We start from the raw sequence: 17,168 nt of genomic DNA on the forward strand, positions 1-17,168 counted from the left end.
AAGGGGTGGTTGCCGGTCAATCCGACGCAGTCGGAGAGGCCGGCTTTCGGTTCCCTGGCTTCTGGCGTTGCCGATAGGACTCGCCTTCGACGACGAGTTCGTAGGCCGCTGATTGCAGCCGGTCCATCGCGGATTGGGCCAGCAGCGGGTCGGCCATCATGGTCAGGATCTCGGGTGGTTCGCGGTTGCTGGTGATGACGGTCGATGCGGCGCGGTGGCGTTCGACGATGATCTCGTAGAAGTCGGTCGTCTCGGTGGCCTCCAGACGGTGCAGCGCGAGGTCATCGATTATCAGCAGTTCGACGCGGTGCAGTTTGCGCATCTCGTCTTCGTAGCTGCCGTCCAGGCGTGCCCCCCGAAGGCGTTTGAACATTTTGTCGGCCCGTTCGATGTGCACGCTGTGATGCCGGCGTACCGCGATGTGACCTAATGCGTTGGCCAGGAACGTCTTTCCCACTCCTACCGGTCCCATGACGAGCACGTTGTAGGCGTCGGCGAGGAACCGCAGTGAGGTCAGCTCGGCCCATAGTTGTTGATCGAAAGCCACGGCGGCGGAGTCATCCCAGGCCTGCAGCTGCATGGCCGGATCGAGATGGGCAGCCTTGGCGCGGCGGGTCGCGGATTCGCGGTCGCGGCGGGTGACCTCATCTGCGAACAACAGTTCCAGGAAGTCGTGGTGTGGTAGCCGGTTGGTACGGGCCAGCGCCAGCCGTTCGGGCAGCGTGTCGAGCAGCTGGCCGAGTTTGAGGCGGCGCATCAACGCTTTGAGCTCGCCGGACACCTCGATCGGCTTGACCGCCGGCGTGGCGTCGGGGCGCTGTGGGCTCATGAAGGCCTCCGCACCGCGAAATCAGAGCTTTCTCGGACAAACCGCGACGCTGCCCCGGGCGGTTTCGGTAGCAGGGGCAGTTGTTCACCGCCGCCGCGGGTCAAGATCCGCTCGATCAGCCCGACGTCGATCACCTCGGCGTCCAGGGCACGCCGGCACGCGTCGTCGACCTCCTCGGCGCCGTGGCGGCGCACCAGCCCCAGCAGCCGGTAGACCTGACGCATCTTGGTCCACGGCAGCGGATGCTCGAGCACCGCTGCCGCGTAGGTGCCGACATGGGTGCCCTGGGCGGCTGCCTTGCGCTGCAGGGCATTCAGATCACGCATCGCATAGACCGAGACCTCAGAGGGAAGATCGGCCGGATCAGTATGGCGGCGACCCGGGGCCACGACCGGATGCACCTTGATCAGCTCACCACGCCAATAGAGCTTGACCGAGTGTGCATCAGCACGGGCCTCGATGCGCTTGCCGACCAGCTCTCCGGGCACGCTGTAGAGGGCTTTGGCGACCTGGACGTGGCGGTCCGGGGCCACTTTCGGGCGCGTCCAGATCGGAACGTCGAAGGCGGTGTCGGGTACGGGCCCTAGTGCGGGCAGCTCATCGCCGATGAACACCTCGGCCGGCCGCAGGCGGGTGGTGCCGTGAATGCGCATACCGGCGGTCTGAGCGCACCAATGTTCGGCGCGGCTGCGACAGTCATTGAGATCCCGAAAGTCCTCTCCGGCAAAGAAATTCGATCGCACATACTGCACCATGCGTTCCACCCGCGGCTTATCTTTCGGGCTGCGCACCCGCGCCGGGTCGACCGCAAACCCACGAGCCTGCGCATACTCGCGGAACGCATCGTTGAGCCGAGGCTCGGTCGCATGCGCGGTGGTGACGATGGCTTTCATGTTGTCAGGGATCACCACCGCGAACACCCCGCCGAAGAACGCCCACGCCGCCTCGAACCCGGCGATCACATCGTTCAGGGTCTGGCGGTAGGTGGGCCAGACGAACATGTGCCGCGAATACGCCGCGGTAAAGATCAACCCCTGCACGACTCGGCGCCGACCATCGCTGGCGTCGGTGAGCATCCCGAGGCGGCCGAAGTCGACCTGCACCTCCGCACCCGGTTCGCAGTCGGCCACCGGCACCGTGGCTTGACGGCGTCCGAAATCCAATTCGGTTGTGACGTAACGATTCAGCGTCCGATAGGACACCACCACACCGCGGCGCCCAAGCAGCGTGTGGATCTTGGTCAGCGTCAATCCGTCTTTGAGCCAGGCCTTGATCTGCTCATGCTCTGCAGCGATCGTCTCCCACGCCAGGCTCTTGCCGCTGGGCCGGTGCGTACGCACTCCGGCAATCACCGCCGCGATCAACTCATCAGTGAGCTGACCGTCTCCGCCATCGCGGTCCAGCCCACTGGCACGGGCTCGGTCGACGTAGCGTCGCACCGTTTTGCGGTCGGTGCCCGACAGCCGGGCCACCTCCCGCAACCCCAACCCCTGCAGCCACAGCCGCAGCATCTCCACGATCTCGATCACCGACACCTCCCGGTAGCTCATCAGGCCAATACAGCGGCCCAACAACCGGAAGAACCCGACACCACGCCGGGTGGTCCCATAACTGGCAAACCAGCCAGTCGAGTGGTCCCATCAATGGCAAACAGGTGGTCCCATGCTCATGGCAAAACCAGCTCTGAAGTGGTCCCATTCACCTGGCAGCCGACACTATTCATCGTCGTCCTGGCGAAAATCGCTGCACCAAAGCATTATGCGCCGTGCAACTCATTTGCCGCTGCCTAGTGTCGGCACTGACTTTCGCGCAATGCACTCGGCTGGGCCGGCCGACAAGGGCCCACGAACCACCAGGCCTGATGCCTGATCGCCCCCGGAGGCCTAACTTCGTGGCCGACGAGTCGATCCTTGCCCCGACGGGGGCTGTCAGATTAACGGTGGATCCGACCCTGGCATTTGTTAGTTGCCGGTCGGGGTGATCCGGCCGTTGAAGGTGATCGCGAACGCATTGAGTGCGGGCTTCCACCTCATTGCCCATCGTGCCTTACCGCGGCCGGTGGGGTCTAGGGATCGGGTCACCAGGTAGAGACACTTGAGCGCGGCCTGATCGGTCGGGAAGTGCCCGCGGGCCCGAATCGCCCGCCGGTAGCGGGCATTGATCGACTCGACGGCGTTCGTCGAGCAGATGACCCGGCGGATCTCGACGTCGTAGTCCAGGAAGGGTACGAACTCGCTCCAGGCGTTCTCCCAGAGCCGGGTGATCGCCGGGTATTGGGCACCCCACTTCGCCGTGAATTCCACGAAGCGTTCCTTGGCCGCGGCCTCGGTCGCCGCGGTGTAGACCGGCCGGATATCTTTGGCGATCTGATCCCAGTACTTGCGAGACGCGTAGCGAAAGGTGTTGCGCAGCAGATGAATCACGCATGTCTGGATGATCGCGCGGTCCCAGACGGTGTTGACCGCCTCCGGCAGGCCCTTGAGTCCGTCGCAGACCAGGATGCACACATCGCCGGTACCGCGGTTCTTGATCTCGGTAAGCACCGACAGCCAGAATTTCGCACCCTCCCCACCGTCGCCGGCCCACAAGCCGAGGATGTCGCGCTCCCCGGCACAGGTCACCCCGACCGCGACATAGATGGGCCGGTTGGTGACCTGCCCGTCGCGGATCTTGACGAAGATGGCGTCGATGAACACCACCGGGTACACCGCTTCCAGCGGACGGTTGCACCACTCGGCCATCTCATTGACCACCTTGTCGGTGATCCGGGAGATGGTGTCCTTGGAGACGGTGGCGCCGTAGACGTCGGCGAAGTGCGCGGCGACCTCGCCGGTGGTCAATCCCTTTGCCGTCAGCGATAATACGATCTCGTCGATGCCGGTCAGGCGACGCTGCCGCTTCTTGACGATCTGTGGATCGAAGCTGCTGTTGGTGTCGCGGGGGACCTCGATCTCGACAGGACCGATCTCGGTGAGCACCGTCTTGGCCCGACTACCGTTGCGGGAGTTGCCGCTGCCCCGCCCGGCGGGTCGTGCTTGTCATAGCCCAGGTGCTCGACCATCTCCGCGTCCAGGGCGGTCTCGAGCACGTTCTTGGTCAACTGGTTGAGCAACCCGTTCGGGCCGACCAGCTCGACACCCTGTTCCTTCGCTTGCGCCAGCAGCTGCTCAGCGAGCTGCCGTTGATCCAGTTCCATCGCCACGGGATCGAGTGTTTCTGACATCGTCAGTCCTTCCCGCCAAGCTCACGCTCGGCGTGTCAGACCAAGATCAGATCCACCGTTGTTCGGACAGTCCCCCCCGACGCGACCGGCATTGGCGACGCTTTAAGGCGCGGATCGTGGAGGCCTCAATACCGGTAACCCGTCGTATTCAATTCCGTCGTGTTGCGCGGTTTTCAGTTCGACGGGGGAGCGGTCACGTTGGATGCGAGACGGTACTCGTTGGATGGTTTCCTGGAGATGCTGGGGAACGCTCCGCCCTGCCGGCGGGTTGATCCGTGTTTGCTGAGGCTGGTGAAACGGCAAGGCCTTAGATGACGTATCGCGCCCAGGGTTGGGCTGCTAGTCGTGCGTGGTGCTGGGTGGTGTTGTGGCTGTAGCCCAGTAGGTGGGCCACGACGGGAGGCGGTATTTCGGCGACCAGGTTCTGCAGCGCGGTGTTTCGTGCGCCGAGCACGCTGATGCCGCGATCGTGCAATCTGTCCAGCATGGTTTGCGGGTGCAGGTGTTGTCCTGCGTTATAGCCTGGGAAGAGCCACGGGTTGCCGGCCAGGCTGGCACTGGTGCGAAGGTTCGGCCGGTTGTGTAGGTGGTGTTCGAGCATGCCGGCGAAGGGGTCGGGTACCGGGATGGGTTCGGCCCCAAGGGATATGCGGACTTGGTCTTGGGTGACGTCGACGGCGGTGGTCTTCAGTGCGGCGATCCGTACCAGTGGTTGGGCGTAGAGCAGCAGTAGTGTGCCGGCGACGCGGTAGGGAAGGGATTCCACGTCGCCGGTTAGGAGCTCTTTGATCCATGCCAGCCGCTGATCTTGGGTGAGCAGGCGGGTGCTTTTGGGCTGCTGGAGATCGAGGTGGACAGCGGTGTTGAGCTTGGTTTTCTTGGCCCATGCGACGAAGCTGCGAATCTTGGTGCGGGTGGTGGGGCCGGTGGCTACCCACTCGTCGAGGTCTTGCTGGCGGCAGGTGGCTGCGGTGCGTTGATAGTGGTTATGCAGCCAGGTCAGAAACTTGATCGTTTCGGTGATTTCTTGTTTGGCTGCGCGTTTCGGAGGGTCGCAGGCCTGACCCGGCGTGGAGTCTCGGCGTAGCCGGCGCAGGTGATGCCAGGTGGCGAACTGTTCTACGGGGGCGCGGACCACCGATGCCGGGATGGCGTCGAGTTTGGCGGCTAGCCAGGTCTCGAGCAGCGCGAGGTGTGCATCGCGTGGCGCCAGCACACCGTGGTGCTCGAGCAGGCTGCGTAGGTGGGAGATGTGGAGGCCGTGACCAGCGTTGTCCAGTCCGTCGTGGCTGAGTTCGATGTCACCGCAAGACAGCCCGGTCAACAGTGTCTGTACTTTGGGGTGGCGTTTCCAGGTGAGGATGCTTTCGGGCCGGTCGACGCCGCACAGGATGTCCACGATTGCGCCCATGGCGATCGGATCGGCCGCACCGTCGACCATTAACGCGGTGAGGTCCTGGCGCAGGGCGCAGCGCGCGCACCGCCCGTGTCGATAGATTTGACCTTCGGTGTGGCAGGTTTCGCATCGGTAGTCGTCGGGGATCGCAGCGCAGGCCCGGCACACTGGCCGGGACTCTTTTTCGTCGGTGCGGCCGGGCAGCAGGCCATTGTATCCGCAGAGAGGGCAGATGCCGTGGGTGCGCGCATCGCGATGTAAAAGCAGCTGTTGCACAGCCTTTCACGCGGCCACGAGGGGGTGCGGTGCTGGTTGGACATCCGCCCGCACCGGGTGCACTTGAGGCGTCCATTGGTGATCGGGGGTCGTCCGCGTCGTACGGTCCGAGAGTTGGGGTCAATCGTCATCGCGAATCACCCGCGCACGGCGGGGGCGCACCGACTTGTTGAGATTGACGACGTTAGGAGCCGGGGCCGCCGCTGCCTTCGTGGAGGCGGTCTTGCGGCGGCGGACGTCAGCGGCGGTCACCGTCACTAAATCCTCGATACCGCAGCCGAAGATATCGCACAGGGCGGCGAGCAGCTGCAGCGAAACGCGTTCAGGGCGTTGGTGAACAATGCGATATACCTGCGGGCGCGAGAGTTCGATGCCGCGCTCGGCGAGTCGGGGAATCAACGCGGTGCTGTTGTGCAGGCCGTGGGCGGCCATGATTTCAGCCAGCCGCCAGGTGTAGTCGACTTGTCGTTTCATGAGGACTTTCCGTCGCCGAGCAAAAGCGCTTCTGTGATGGTGGTGTCCAGCGCTCGGCGCAGGGTTCGCACCCGAAAGTCGCTGGATACGCAGGTGTAGATCGAGGTGCTGCTGGCGTGGTCGTGGCCCATCTGGTCCTGGACGAACTTGGCGTCCCAGCCATCTTCAATCAGGTGGGTGGCGTAGGAGCGACGCAGCGAGTGCAGATCCAGCCCGACCGACAGATCCAACTCATCGCAGTATCGACGAAACCGGCGAAGCAGTGTGCGTTCGGCCACCAGGGCGCCCTTCTCGCTCGGAAACAGATCGATCCCGCCGTCCATGCACTGCTGGCCATGCGCCAACCAATCAGCCAGAATCTCCGGCGTCCAATCGAATACGGTCAAAACGCTGCGCCGTTTGGGGGGCGATCCTTTTTTGGCCTTGCCGTAGCGCACGTGAACTAACCCGTAGCGGCCGAATTCCGGCGCGTGCGGGTTGCGGGAGAAATCCACCGTCTGCAGATGCCGTAGCTCGTTGAACCGCAGACCGTAGGAATAGGCGACCTTGAACATCACCGCATCGCGGTAAGCCGGCAACCACCCCTTACGGCCGGAGGCCGCAATCAGTGCAACCTGGTCGTCGGCATGGTCGAAAAAGTCTTGCAGCTCGCGCTTGGTGAACGCGCGCTTCGCGGGTCTCTGCTCGTTGTCTTGAACGTGGGCCGCAGTGTTCCACTCGAAGAACACCTGAGCAGGATGGGTACCGAACCGTTGTTCGCACACCCGATCCCAGCCGTAGTCGGGGTGACTGACATAGGAGCAGAACAGCCGCAGCGCATTCTGATATCCACGTGTCGTCGACAGCGCGCGGTGATGCACCGAGCGCAGATCACTGAAGAACTCCTCGGCCATCGCCGGCGTCCATGTCCACGGGAACTCATTGGTGTGGTCCACGAACCGCTCCACGATCCGGATCCGAGCCTCGATCGTGTCGTGGCCCAGGTTGCGGCATAGTTGCTGATTGCGCCATCCGTCGAGCATTTCCCGCACGGTCTGCGCCTCGACGTGCAGCAGCGGAACCGACCCGACCACGTACACGCGACCGCTCTTATCGACTGGCAAAACGGCCTCCAAACCTGTCTCGCCCGGTGAATCATTGAATCAGCTACTGAATCAATACCACATACCGGCAGGTAAGCGCATCAGGTTGTCGACCGTGTCATGGTGAATCGGCACAGCCCACCTCCTCCGCGTCGATCCAGAGTCCATCGCACCTCGTTTAAACGCTCGCCCTGGCAACACTTTTCGCAATCGAAGCTGCGGCCACCAAGCCTTCGATTGATGGGCAGGTGCTGATTCATCTGATGAAAACGGCGAGGTCATTGATGGATAACAGCAGTTATCCATGATGTCGGCTGCCAGGTGAATGGGACCACTTCAGAGCTGGTTTTGCCATGAGCATGGGACCACCTGTTTGCCATTGATGGGACCACTCGACTGGCTGGTTTGCCAGTTATGGGACCACCCGGCGTGGTGTCGGGTTCTTCCGGTTGTTGGGCCGCTGTATTGGCCTGATGAGCTACCGGGAGGTGTCGGTGATCGAGATCGTGGAGATGCTGCGGCTGTGGCTGCAGGGGTTGGGGTTGCGGGAGGTGGCCCGGCTGTCGGGCACCGACCGCAAAACGGTGCGACGCTACGTCGACCGAGCCCGTGCCAGTGGGCTGGACCGCGATGGCGGAGACGGTCAGCTCACTGATGAGTTGATCGCGGCGGTGATTGCCGGAGTGCGTACGCACCGGCCCAGCGGCAAGAGCCTGGCGTGGGAGACGATCGCTGCAGAGCATGAGCAGATCAAGGCCTGGCTCAAAGACGGATTGACGCTGACCAAGATCCACACGCTGCTTGGGCGCCGCGGTGTGGTGGTGTCCTATCGGACGCTGAATCGTTACGTCACAACCGAATTGGATTTCGGACGCCGTCAAGCCACGGTGCCGGTGGCCGACTGCGAACCGGGTGCGGAGGTGCAGGTCGACTTCGGCCGCCTCGGGATGCTCACCGACGCCAGCGATGGTCGGCGCCGAGTCGTGCAGGGGTTGATCTTTACCGCGGCGTATTCGCGGCACATGTTCGTCTGGCCCACCTACCGCCAGACCCTGAACGATGTGATCGCCGGGTTCGAGGCGGCGTGGGCGTTCTTCGGCGGGGTGTTCGCGGTGGTGATCCCTGACAACATGAAAGCCATCGTCACCACCGCGCATGCGACCGAGCCTCGGCTCAACGATGCGTTCCGCGAGTATGCGCAGGCTCGTGGGTTTGCGGTCGACCCGGCGCGGGTGCGCAGCCCGAAAGATAAGCCGCGGGTGGAACGCATGGTGCAGTATGTGCGATCGAATTTCTTTGCCGGAGAGGACTTTCGGGATCTCAATGACTGTCGCAGCCGCGCCGAACATTGGTGCGCTCAGACCGCCGGTATGCGCATTCACGGCACCACCCGCCTGCGGCCGGCCGAGGTGTTCATCGGCGATGAGCTGCCCGCACTAGGGCCCGTACCCGACACCGCCTTCGACGTTCCGATCTGGACGCGCCCGAAAGTGGCCCCGGACCGCCACGTCCAGGTCGCCAAAGCCCTCTACAGCGTGCCCGGAGAGCTGGTCGGCAAGCGCATCGAGGCCCGTGCTGATGCACACTCGGTCAAGCTCTATTGGCGTGGTGAGCTGATCAAGGTGCATCCGGTCGTGGCCCCGGGTCGCCGCCATACTGATCCGGCCGATCTTCCCTCTGAGGTCTCGGTCTATGCGATGCGTGATCTGAATGCCCTGCAGCGCAAGGCAGCCGCCCAGGGCACCCATGTCGGCACCTACGCGGCAGCGGTGCTCGAGCATCCGCTGCCGTGGACCAAGATGCGTCAGGTCTACCGGCTGCTGGGGCTGGTGCGCCGCCACGGCGCCGAGGAGGTCGACGACGCGTGCCGGCGTGCCCTGGACGCCGAGGTGATCGACGTCGGGCTGATCGAGCGGATCTTGACCCGCGGCGGCGGTGAACAACTGCCCCTGCTACCGAAACCGCCCGGGGCAGCGTCGCGGTTTGTCCGAGAAAGCTCTGATTTCGCGGTGCGGAGGCCTTCATGAGCCCACAGCGCCCCGACGCCACGCCGGCGGTCAAGCCGATCGAGGTGTCCGGCGAGCTCAAAGCGTTGATGCGCCGCCTCAAACTCGGCCAGCTGCTCGACACGCTGCCCGAACGGCTGGCGCTGGCCCGTACCAACCGGCTACCACACCACGACTTCCTGGAACTGTTGTTCGCAGATGAGGTCACCCGCCGCGACCGCGAATCCGCGACCCGCCGCGCCAAGGCTGCCCATCTCGATCCGGCCATGCAGCTGCAGGCCTGGGATGACTCCGCCGCCGTGGCTTTCGATCAACAACTATGGGCCGAGCTGACCTCACTGCGGTTCCTCGCCGACGCCTACAACGTGCTCGTCATGGGACCGGTAGGAGTGGGAAAGACGTTCCTGGCCAACGCATTAGGTCACATCGCGGTACGCCGGCATCACAGCGTGCACATCGAACGGGCCGACAAAATGTTCAAACGCCTTCGGGGGGCACGCCTGGACGGCAGCTACGAAGACGAGATGCGCAAACTGCACCGCGTCGAACTGCTGATAATCGATGACCTCGCGCTGCACCGTCTGGAGGCCACCGAGACGACCGACTTCTACGAGATCATCGTCGAACGCCACCGCGCCGCATCGACCGTCATCACCAGCAACCGCGAACCACCCGAGATCCTGACCATGATGGCCGACCCGCTGCTGGCCCAATCCGCGATGGACCGGCTGCAATCAGCGGCCTACGAACTCGTCGTCGAAGGCGAGTCCTATCGGCAACGCCAGAAGCCAGGGAACCGAAAGCCGGCCTCTCCGACTGCGTCGGATTGACCGGCAACCACCCCTTCGGCCACTATCAACACACGGCCTACAACCGGAACAACCCGGTCCCATGCTCATGGCAAACCAGAGGTCCCATCACCCTGGCAGGCGACATCCATGACGTGTCGGGAGACCGAACGGTTGAGTAGCGGTGGCCAATCACCGCCAACATCCGCCGGGGCGGCGCAAGCATGCAGAAACTCCGGCGGCACCAGCCGGAGTGGATAGTGAAGAGCCGTGACTTCGACAAACTGAACATGCCTAAGCAGCCTGATCCAAGGGCCGCGTACTTCCGCCGCGGATGGCCCCATGGGCAAGATTGATTTGTGCCATCCCGGACGACGTTGACCTCTACGCGTCGAGGTCAACCTAGTCTGATTCGGTTGGCGATGGCATCGCCCTAGTCAGCACTCCGAGTGTTAAGGGGGGAATCGCCAGCCGGCCCGTCAAGTCGTAGACGTACTCGCGAATGTATGGATACAAAGCGAAGCGCGCGGTGGTCTCTGCGTATGCTTGCAGCTCGTCTTCGGACAGCGGGTCGTCACCATCCCGCATATCGCAGTCGAATAGAGCAGCGTACTCGAAATCAGCGGTCACGATGGCGATCTCATCGTCCGTGTCTTCAGTCGATTCATCGTCATCTGCGATGTCGATCTTAAGTCGACATGCGATCCGGACGACGAACTGGTCGGGGATCTCTTCAAACCAATCAACCGCTGGCTCAAGCTCGATGTCGTAACTCAGTCTGCGATCAGGATCTGGTTGGCGCCGTAGAGCAGCCTCGGTGCGTAGGAGTCTGACATCGATGATCTGGGCGCGCGCTGCTAACCGTGCTGCCTTCTGTAACTGCGTCAGAAACGCCGCGTCCGTCTCGTCCGTCACGCCACTCCGACCCAGTCCAAACGGCTGCTGGCCCAGGTACCCGACGACTCGTCCGACGTGTGCCTCCAGGTTGCAAGAATTTTGCAGTTCTTATGTGTCGACGAACCTACCTGTGTCGTTTGACCTCGAAGATAAGCTTGCGTTCCTGGCGAGACCCAGCCACACGTCGAGGGGTTCTCCACAACAAAGCGCAATCGAGCTTCGACCGCGCGAGCGTAACGCTGAAGCGTGGACATACGCGGGTCGCTCTGCTTCTCAAATCCACTCACCGTCGGTTGACGTACACCCATGCGCTCAGCAACGTCGGTCTGGCTGAGGTGTCGTTCTCTGCGGAGCGTGATCAGCGTGTCCAAGAGCCGCTGGAGTTCCTCGGCGTCCTCAAGCGCAACCTTAAAACCAGGGTCGGCGTCCGAGGTCTCCTCGATGTAGCGCTCAAGATCGTCGGTCAACGGCACAGACGTTTCGGTGCCTTGGCTTCCGGTGATCATTGTGGTTCTCCTCCGTACTCGATTGGGAGCACTGTATAGGTTCTAGCCTATAGAGTGCCTATTCCAACATCTATATCTCTTTGAAGACAACTTCGTTTCGATGATCTAGGTGGCGGGGTGATCTCTGAAGGCATCGGTCCACGCCTTGCGGCGCTTCTTGGCAAGGTCAACCTTGGACTTGGGGGTTCGTTGCTGGTTCTTGAAAAACGCCACTAGAGCAACTGGGTGGCAACCCCACCGGAAGAACAACACCCTGTAGTGGTCGTTGCCGTCGCGCCAACGAAGCTCGCTAATTCCACCTTGAACAGGTTTGAGATCCCCGGGCCGCAGTTGCCCTAACAAATATCGCCGCATGAGGTTAGCGAGCGCTGCCCGCGCATCGCGAGGAAGCTTGTCCAGCTCCTTCTCAAAAATTGGCCGTCCCTTGGTGGATGCGCGAAAGAACTGCCACTTGCCCTCGCGAGCTGGTCCGCTGTGTTGCGTCGACACTCGTCCTTCTGCGCCTTCCTGATGGCGAAGCTCCTCCAGATGGGCAACGAGGCTACCGCGTTGGCTGTCGGAAATTTGCAATTGACACCATTAGGCACCAAACCCGGCGGTTCCGGCTGAGTCGATCGTTAGCTGTGGCGCTTTTCCGACTTCGGGATCCCAGAGTTATTCGCTTCAGCGGGTAAGAGTCCGGAGCTGCGAGGCCGGACTCTGATGAGCGGTAAACCGCCGAGCCGTGCTCCCTGGCTCGGCGGCGATCTCTCCACTGCCGTCGGCGCAGGTTCCGAGACGGCTGCGGCCGGTTCGGACCATTCTCACCCCCTTCCGGGCCGGCAGGGCGTGCGCCACCACGCTCCGCGCATCTGCTACCGCGCCGGTTTGAGGCCCTGAGCTGGCTAGTTGCGTATCGCCTACAGCCTATATAGGCTATAACCTATATTTTAAGTATGCTGGGGTGAGCGGGCCCAGCGGATGACAGACAGCCATAGGAGAACCCACGTGAGCGCATTGCTCATCGCCTACGACCTGAACAAGCCAGGTCAGAACTACGACGAGCTGTTCGAGCAGATCCAGAAGATGGGCGCATGGTGGCACTACCTCGACTCGACATGGGTCATCGACACCCATCTGACCGTTGAGGACGTCAGCAACCGCCTGAGGGCAGTGATTGATGAATCCGACCGCCTCTTGGTTCTGGACGTGACGGGCGACAAGCGTGGCGGGTGGCTTGAGCAGGATGCATGGGACTGGCTCAACAAGCACATGTAATCCGGATCGCTACATATCTCAAAGGTAGAAATGAAATTTCACGGACTCTTCATCGGCATTGATCGCTACGCTGATCTCAACATCCAGTGGCTCAGCGGAGCTGTGCGTGATGCCCGTGCAATTCACGCGCTGTTTGCCGACACAATCCCGGACTCCTCGCATGTGCTGCTAACCGATGGCGACGCCACCGCAAGCGGAATACGAGCGGCCTTGGCAGCTCTGGCAGCGCAATCTGGGCCCGATGATGTGGTGTTCATCTTCTACGCCGGGCACGGCTCGGAGACGCACGAGATCGTTTGTTTCGACACCGACGTCCGCGACCTGGCCGGAACATCCCTGCCTCTCGACGAGCTCGCGGACACTCTGTCCGGCATCGAAGGCACGACGATCCTGTGCGCACTGGATTGTTGCTTCTCTGGTGGTCTCGGCAGTCGCGTCTTCGCGACAGGAGCACGAGCGCGCGGCTTGACGCGATCGACGGCCTCTGACATCCTCTCCCGCTTCGTCGGCACCGGCAGGCTTGTACTGACCGCTTCGGCCGATGACGAGGAGGCCTTCGAATCAGCAGTCCATGGGCACGGGCTTTTTACCTACCGACTTCTTGAAGCTCTGCAGGGTGTCGACGAAGTGCGGCAAGGCGATCAGATCGACCTCCTGAAGGTCGTCAGCTACGTCAACCAACGCGTACTCGCAGATTCCGCACAAATGTTGGAGGTTCAAACCCCCACTCTGCGTGGACAACTCGATGGAACGTTACTGTGGCCCACCTTCATACCCGGACCGCAGTACGGCGCGCTCTTCCCAGATCGCGTCCGACAGCCGGCGACGGCCGACCCAACGTCGTTGGCCGCCTTCGGGGTTCCGCAAGACGTGCTTGACATCTGGGCCGCCAACATCGATCAACTCAACGAGTTGCAGCTCCGTGCTGTCAATGACTTCGGCGTACTGGACGGAAACAACCTTGTCGTCACCGCGCCGACGTCGTCCGGCAAGACGATGGTCGGTGAACTGGCGGCGATCAAGGCGGCGGCTTCCCGCGGCCGCACGGTGTTCCTGCTGCCGATGAAGGCGCTCGTGAACGACAAGTACGAACAGTTCACTCGCATATATGGACCCGCGGGCATCAAGACGATCAGGGCGACGGGTGACTACAGCGACCAGATGTCCGAATTCCTGCGCGGCCAATACGACTTCGCACTATTGACTTACGAGAAGCTGACGCATCTCGCGCTCGCGAACCCCCATGTGCTCGACTCGATTTCGGTCGTTGTCGTCGACGAGGCGCAAACACTCACCGATCGCACCCGCGGATCCAACCTCGAGTTCCTGATGACGTTGCTCAACAACCGTCGTGGACGCGTGGGATCTCCGCAGGTCATTACGCTTTCCGCCGTCGTGGGAGATCTCGGCGGACTCGATCGATGGATCGGCGGCGGCCACCTACACTCGACAGCAAGGCCAGTCCCGCCGCGGGAAGGGGTCGTTGGACAATCCGGCGCGTTGCAGATCGTCAACGAAGATGGCACCGAAGCGACCATCCCGGCCTTCATCCGGCCGATTCCGCATGAAGGTAGCTGCAGCCTCGTAATTCCCCTCGTAAGGAAGTTGGTTGGAGAAGGCAAAACAGTGATCGTGTTCCGCGAGACCAAAGGTGAAGTGGCGGGGTGCGCCGTCTATCTTTCCGACGCTCTCGGACTACCGGCTGCGGATGGTGTCCTGGAGGCAATGAATACCGGTGAGGTTTCATCGAGCACCGAGACCCTTCGGCGCACGCTTGCCCGCGGTGTGGCAATGCACACCGCCGATCTCGATAGGACCGAACGCCACGCGATCGAGTCCGCATTTCGTGATCCGGATTCCTCACTCAACGTCATCGTGGGCACAACGACACTCGCAATGGGCGTTAACACGCCAGCATCTGCAGTGGTCATCGTTGGCCTAACACATCCGGGCCCAAGACCGACTCCCTACTCCGTGGCCGAATACAAGAACATGGTGGGTCGAGCGGGCCGGCTCGGATTCTCTGAACTTGGCGAGTCCTATCTAATTCCCAACGACACTCTGGGCACGGGAAATGCCTGGCACAACTACGTTCACGGCGAGCTCGAGCCCCTGCGGTCGCAGCTCGTTGCAGACGGCGATCCTCGAACACTCATGCTGCGCGTTGTCGCGCAATTCCAGGGTGAGAGCGGCCATGCGGTGAGCGAGGAGGCCGTCATCGGATTCTTGGATTCGAGTCTGGCCGCCCAGCAAGCGCGTGAAGGCGGCAATCGGCAATGGACTACAGAGCAGCTGGGGTACGGGTTCGATCAGCTGGTCGCAGCTCGGCTGCTCGAGGCAGAAACCGACGGATACAGACTCACGGCTCTCGGTCGCTTTACGGGAGAATCTGGGGTCCATGTCGATTCCGTCGTCCGACTGTCATCGGCTCTTGCTGGACTCGATGCCACAGCTCTCAACAGCACGACGCTGATTGCAGCTGCCCAGCTCACAGTAGAAGTCGACGCCGTCTACATTCCGGTCAGCGGGCGCAAGAATAACCCGGAGCCAACTGTCTGGGTGAGCACTCTCTCGCAGCAGCAAGTGGCTCGCCCAACCCTGAGGGTCTTGCAGAATACGGCGCCAGACATAGCGACTATGACGCGACGCGCAAAGAAGGCCTCGGCCGCGATAATGCTGATCAATGGTATCGATATTGCGGTCCTCGAAAGAAATCTGAACCAGCACGTATGGGGCCGTCCCGCTATGGCGGGCGCAGTCCGATCTGCAGCAGACCGGACGCGGGACCTACTCCCAGCCGTAGGCGCTGTTCTTGTTGAGCTATACCCGGAACACGTGGACGCCATCCAATCACTAGTCGGACGAACGCTCACTCGACTTGAGTTCGGCGTCCCGCCAGAACTCATCGATCTTGCAAGGCTCGACGCTGGCCTCAGCCGACAACAACTCCTTGCGCTTCTAAACGCCGGCTATGCCAATCCGCAGAGCGTGGCCGAGGCGGATATCGCTGCCCTGGCCGAGGCCATGGGAAGTAAAGAGGGTGCTGATGTCCTCGTGGAGGCCTGCCGCACGGCGATCGGGCAACCGGCGCCGAGCGGCATAGAATTACCTACTCCTAGTGAATAAGTTTGTGTTTCAAATGAACTGAGAACCGACAGCATGCCTGACAGTCCAAAAGAACGACCGAAGTTGACGGATGCACAACTTGAGCAGATTCGGAATGTATTTCAAGGTTTGACCGCCGGTATGCAAGGGCTCGAGCTGTCGAGGATCCTGCGATCCGTGAAAGACCTTCAGCTAAATGCGGTGCCCGACGTGAAGTCACTAGCAGCACAGGCACTGGTACCAGCGAATAGTCTTGGGTTCGATTTGGCGAAGCCTCTTCAGGTTAACCTTCCCAAGTTCAAGGTTGATCTGCCGCCCCTCGGGCTCGACTATACGCGGCTCTTTGGTCCTGCTCTAAATATTGAAAACCTCGGCCTAAAGAACATCATCGACACATCGAGTTTGAAAGTATTCGATGGTATTTACAACGCTCAGCGCGCTCAGTTCGAAGGACTATTCGAGAGCATAAACCGCATGTTCGACGGCATTCTGCCGCCGAACTGGCGCGGAGTTCGCGGGCTAGATCAGATCGAAACCATCCTCTTGGATGAAGGGCTCGCTCTTGCCTGGGTCCCTCCGACGGACATCCTCAACGCCTTGCTGGGTGCATCGTCGAAGCAGGAGCGTCGGCGCATCCTGGGAAGGCGGTGGAAACGTATCGTTGCGGCATGTCGCGATTCCATTGAATCGGCGTCTAGTACCGACTTCGCCCAGTACCGCGGGTTCGCGTTAAACGTGGTCAGGATGTTGGAAGGCGGCCACTCCGAGGGAGCGCAGGCGCTCGCAGCCAACCTGCTCGACACGATGCTGCGCGGGACGCTCGATGGACCATCACGTCAAGAAGTGACCAATCAGCGCAACCGGCTCTTAATCAACGATCTGCCGATGCGCGCTGCGATGGTGTTCGGCGGAATCTGGGGCTCCCATACGGAGTTCTGGCAGAGTCGCGGCGACAGCATCCCCCGTGAGTTCACTCGACATGGGAGTGCTCACGCCGTTTCCCGGCTGCAATATTCACGAATTAACGCAGTGATCGCTCTCATGCACGTCACGGCGTACATAATGCTCCTCGACAGCGGGGATCTGTCTTAGAACTTGGCACGGTTCTCCACGCTAGGACCGATCGGTTCGTCGCGCCAGCCGAGGCGGAGTTTTTCATGGATAATGACGATTATTCATGAACTCTCGAGCGCTGATCCGCTCTCGGACAACGTGTTTCAATAACCACGACACAGTGCGAAGTAACGCCGACCTGCTTCTGCGCTGAAGTGTCCGCCCTCTGGCCGCTGTCACATGACGTAATGGTGCTCATGCCTGACGGCCGCGCGG

13 protein-coding genes and 1 pseudogene are annotated in these 17,168 nt (G+C 61.8%); 5 read left to right on the forward strand and 9 right to left on the reverse strand.

All coding sequences use genetic code 11. The features are described from left to right. Positions 1 to 16 precede the first annotated feature (16 nt). From W7S_RS08710 to W7S_RS08735, 6 genes and pseudogenes are all read right to left on the reverse strand, one after another. A complete protein-coding gene (locus W7S_RS08710) occupies positions 17 to 829 on the reverse strand; it encodes an ATP-binding protein (protein WP_014711299.1) in 813 nt (270 codons plus the stop codon). Then, positions 826 to 2,379 carry an IS21 family transposase gene (istA, locus tag W7S_RS08715; protein WP_041297812.1) on the reverse strand — a complete coding sequence of 518 codons (1,554 nt, stop codon included), beginning with the start codon at positions 2,377 to 2,379 and terminating at the stop codon, positions 826 to 828. Before istA (W7S_RS08715) ends, W7S_RS08710 begins: the two co-directional genes overlap by 4 nt. 411 nt (positions 2,380 to 2,790) lie before the next feature. Then, positions 2,791 to 4,025, reverse strand: a pseudogene (locus W7S_RS08720) (IS256 family transposase). Positions 4,026 to 4,359: 334 nt separating this feature from the next. Continuing rightward, on the reverse strand, positions 4,360 to 5,724 hold the full coding sequence (locus tag W7S_RS08725) for a recombinase XerD (protein ID WP_369751734.1): 1,365 nt from the start codon (positions 5,722 to 5,724) through the stop codon (positions 4,360 to 4,362). Between the two features lie 120 nt (positions 5,725 to 5,844). Then, entirely contained in the window at positions 5,845 to 6,198 is a 354-nt protein-coding gene (locus W7S_RS08730) for a helix-turn-helix transcriptional regulator (RefSeq protein ID WP_014711304.1), read from the reverse strand. Further along, positions 6,195 to 7,301: a site-specific integrase gene (locus tag W7S_RS08735; RefSeq protein ID WP_041298200.1), complete on the reverse strand. Its 1,107-nt coding sequence runs from the start codon at positions 7,299 to 7,301 to the stop codon at positions 6,195 to 6,197. Before W7S_RS08735 ends, W7S_RS08730 begins: the two co-directional genes overlap by 4 nt. Positions 7,302 to 7,753: 452 nt before the next feature. Here W7S_RS08735 and istA (W7S_RS08740) point away from each other — a divergent pair, with 452 nt between their 5' ends. After that, positions 7,754 to 9,307 carry an IS21 family transposase gene (gene istA / locus W7S_RS08740; RefSeq protein ID WP_041297812.1) on the forward strand — a complete coding sequence of 518 codons (1,554 nt, stop codon included), beginning with the start codon at positions 7,754 to 7,756 and terminating at the stop codon, positions 9,305 to 9,307. Continuing rightward, positions 9,304 to 10,116 carry an ATP-binding protein gene (locus W7S_RS08745; RefSeq protein ID WP_014711299.1) on the forward strand — a complete coding sequence of 271 codons (813 nt, stop codon included), beginning with the start codon at positions 9,304 to 9,306 and terminating at the stop codon, positions 10,114 to 10,116. The genes istA (W7S_RS08740) and W7S_RS08745 overlap by 4 nt, the downstream gene beginning before the upstream one ends. A gap of 360 nt (positions 10,117 to 10,476) precedes the next feature. Here W7S_RS08745 and W7S_RS08750 read toward each other — a convergent pair whose 3' ends face one another. From W7S_RS08750 to W7S_RS08760, 3 genes are all read right to left on the reverse strand, one after another. Beyond that, entirely contained in the window at positions 10,477 to 10,989 is a 513-nt protein-coding gene (locus W7S_RS08750; RefSeq protein ID WP_014711306.1) for a SecB chaperone Rv1957, read from the reverse strand. Then, positions 10,986 to 11,477 carry a helix-turn-helix domain-containing protein gene (locus W7S_RS25700; RefSeq protein ID WP_014711307.1) on the reverse strand — a complete coding sequence of 164 codons (492 nt, stop codon included), beginning with the start codon at positions 11,475 to 11,477 and terminating at the stop codon, positions 10,986 to 10,988. Before W7S_RS25700 ends, W7S_RS08750 begins: the two co-directional genes overlap by 4 nt. Before the next feature lie 105 nt (positions 11,478 to 11,582). Next, positions 11,583 to 12,047, reverse strand: a complete 465-nt coding sequence (locus tag W7S_RS08760) for a type II toxin-antitoxin system RelE/ParE family toxin (RefSeq protein ID WP_168160317.1) — start codon at positions 12,045 to 12,047, stop codon at positions 11,583 to 11,585. A 417-nt stretch (positions 12,048 to 12,464) separates the two neighbouring features. Between W7S_RS08760 and W7S_RS08765 the strand changes: the two genes are divergently transcribed. Genes W7S_RS08765 through W7S_RS08775 form a run of 3 tightly spaced genes read left to right on the forward strand, consistent with a single transcriptional unit; the run spans position 12,465 to position 16,931 of the window. After that, entirely contained in the window at positions 12,465 to 12,734 is a 270-nt protein-coding gene (locus W7S_RS08765) for a hypothetical protein (protein WP_014711309.1), read from the forward strand. Positions 12,735 to 12,764: 30 nt separating this feature from the next. Then, entirely contained in the window at positions 12,765 to 15,860 is a 3,096-nt protein-coding gene (locus W7S_RS08770; protein WP_014711310.1) for a DEAD/DEAH box helicase, read from the forward strand. 33 nt (positions 15,861 to 15,893) lie between these two features. After that, positions 15,894 to 16,931, forward strand: coding sequence for a hypothetical protein (locus W7S_RS08775; protein WP_148277768.1), 1,038 nt, complete (start codon positions 15,894 to 15,896; stop codon positions 16,929 to 16,931). Positions 16,932 to 17,168 lie beyond the last annotated feature (237 nt).

This window comes from Mycobacterium sp. MOTT36Y (assembly GCF_000262165.1).
GTDB lineage: Bacteria > Actinomycetota > Actinomycetes > Mycobacteriales > Mycobacteriaceae > Mycobacterium > Mycobacterium intracellulare.

Excerpts from the sequence above, each read along its gene's own strand:
- W7S_RS08745 (WP_014711299.1), top strand. The coding sequence starts at position 9,304 with ATGAGCCCACAGCGCCCCGACGCCACGCCGGCGGTCAAGCCGATCGAG.
- istA (WP_041297812.1), bottom strand. The coding sequence starts at position 2,379 with ATGAGCTACCGGGAGGTGTCGGTGATCGAGATCGTGGAGATGCTGCGG.
- W7S_RS08770 (WP_014711310.1), top strand. The coding sequence starts at position 12,765 with ATGAAATTTCACGGACTCTTCATCGGCATTGATCGCTACGCTGATCTC.
- W7S_RS08710 (WP_014711299.1), bottom strand. The coding sequence starts at position 829 with ATGAGCCCACAGCGCCCCGACGCCACGCCGGCGGTCAAGCCGATCGAG.
- W7S_RS08775 (WP_148277768.1), top strand. The coding sequence starts at position 15,894 with ATGCCTGACAGTCCAAAAGAACGACCGAAGTTGACGGATGCACAACTT.
- W7S_RS08730 (WP_014711304.1), bottom strand. The coding sequence starts at position 6,198 with ATGAAACGACAAGTCGACTACACCTGGCGGCTGGCTGAAATCATGGCC.
- W7S_RS25700 (WP_014711307.1), bottom strand. The coding sequence starts at position 11,477 with ATGATCACCGGAAGCCAAGGCACCGAAACGTCTGTGCCGTTGACCGAC.
- istA (WP_041297812.1), top strand. The coding sequence starts at position 7,754 with ATGAGCTACCGGGAGGTGTCGGTGATCGAGATCGTGGAGATGCTGCGG.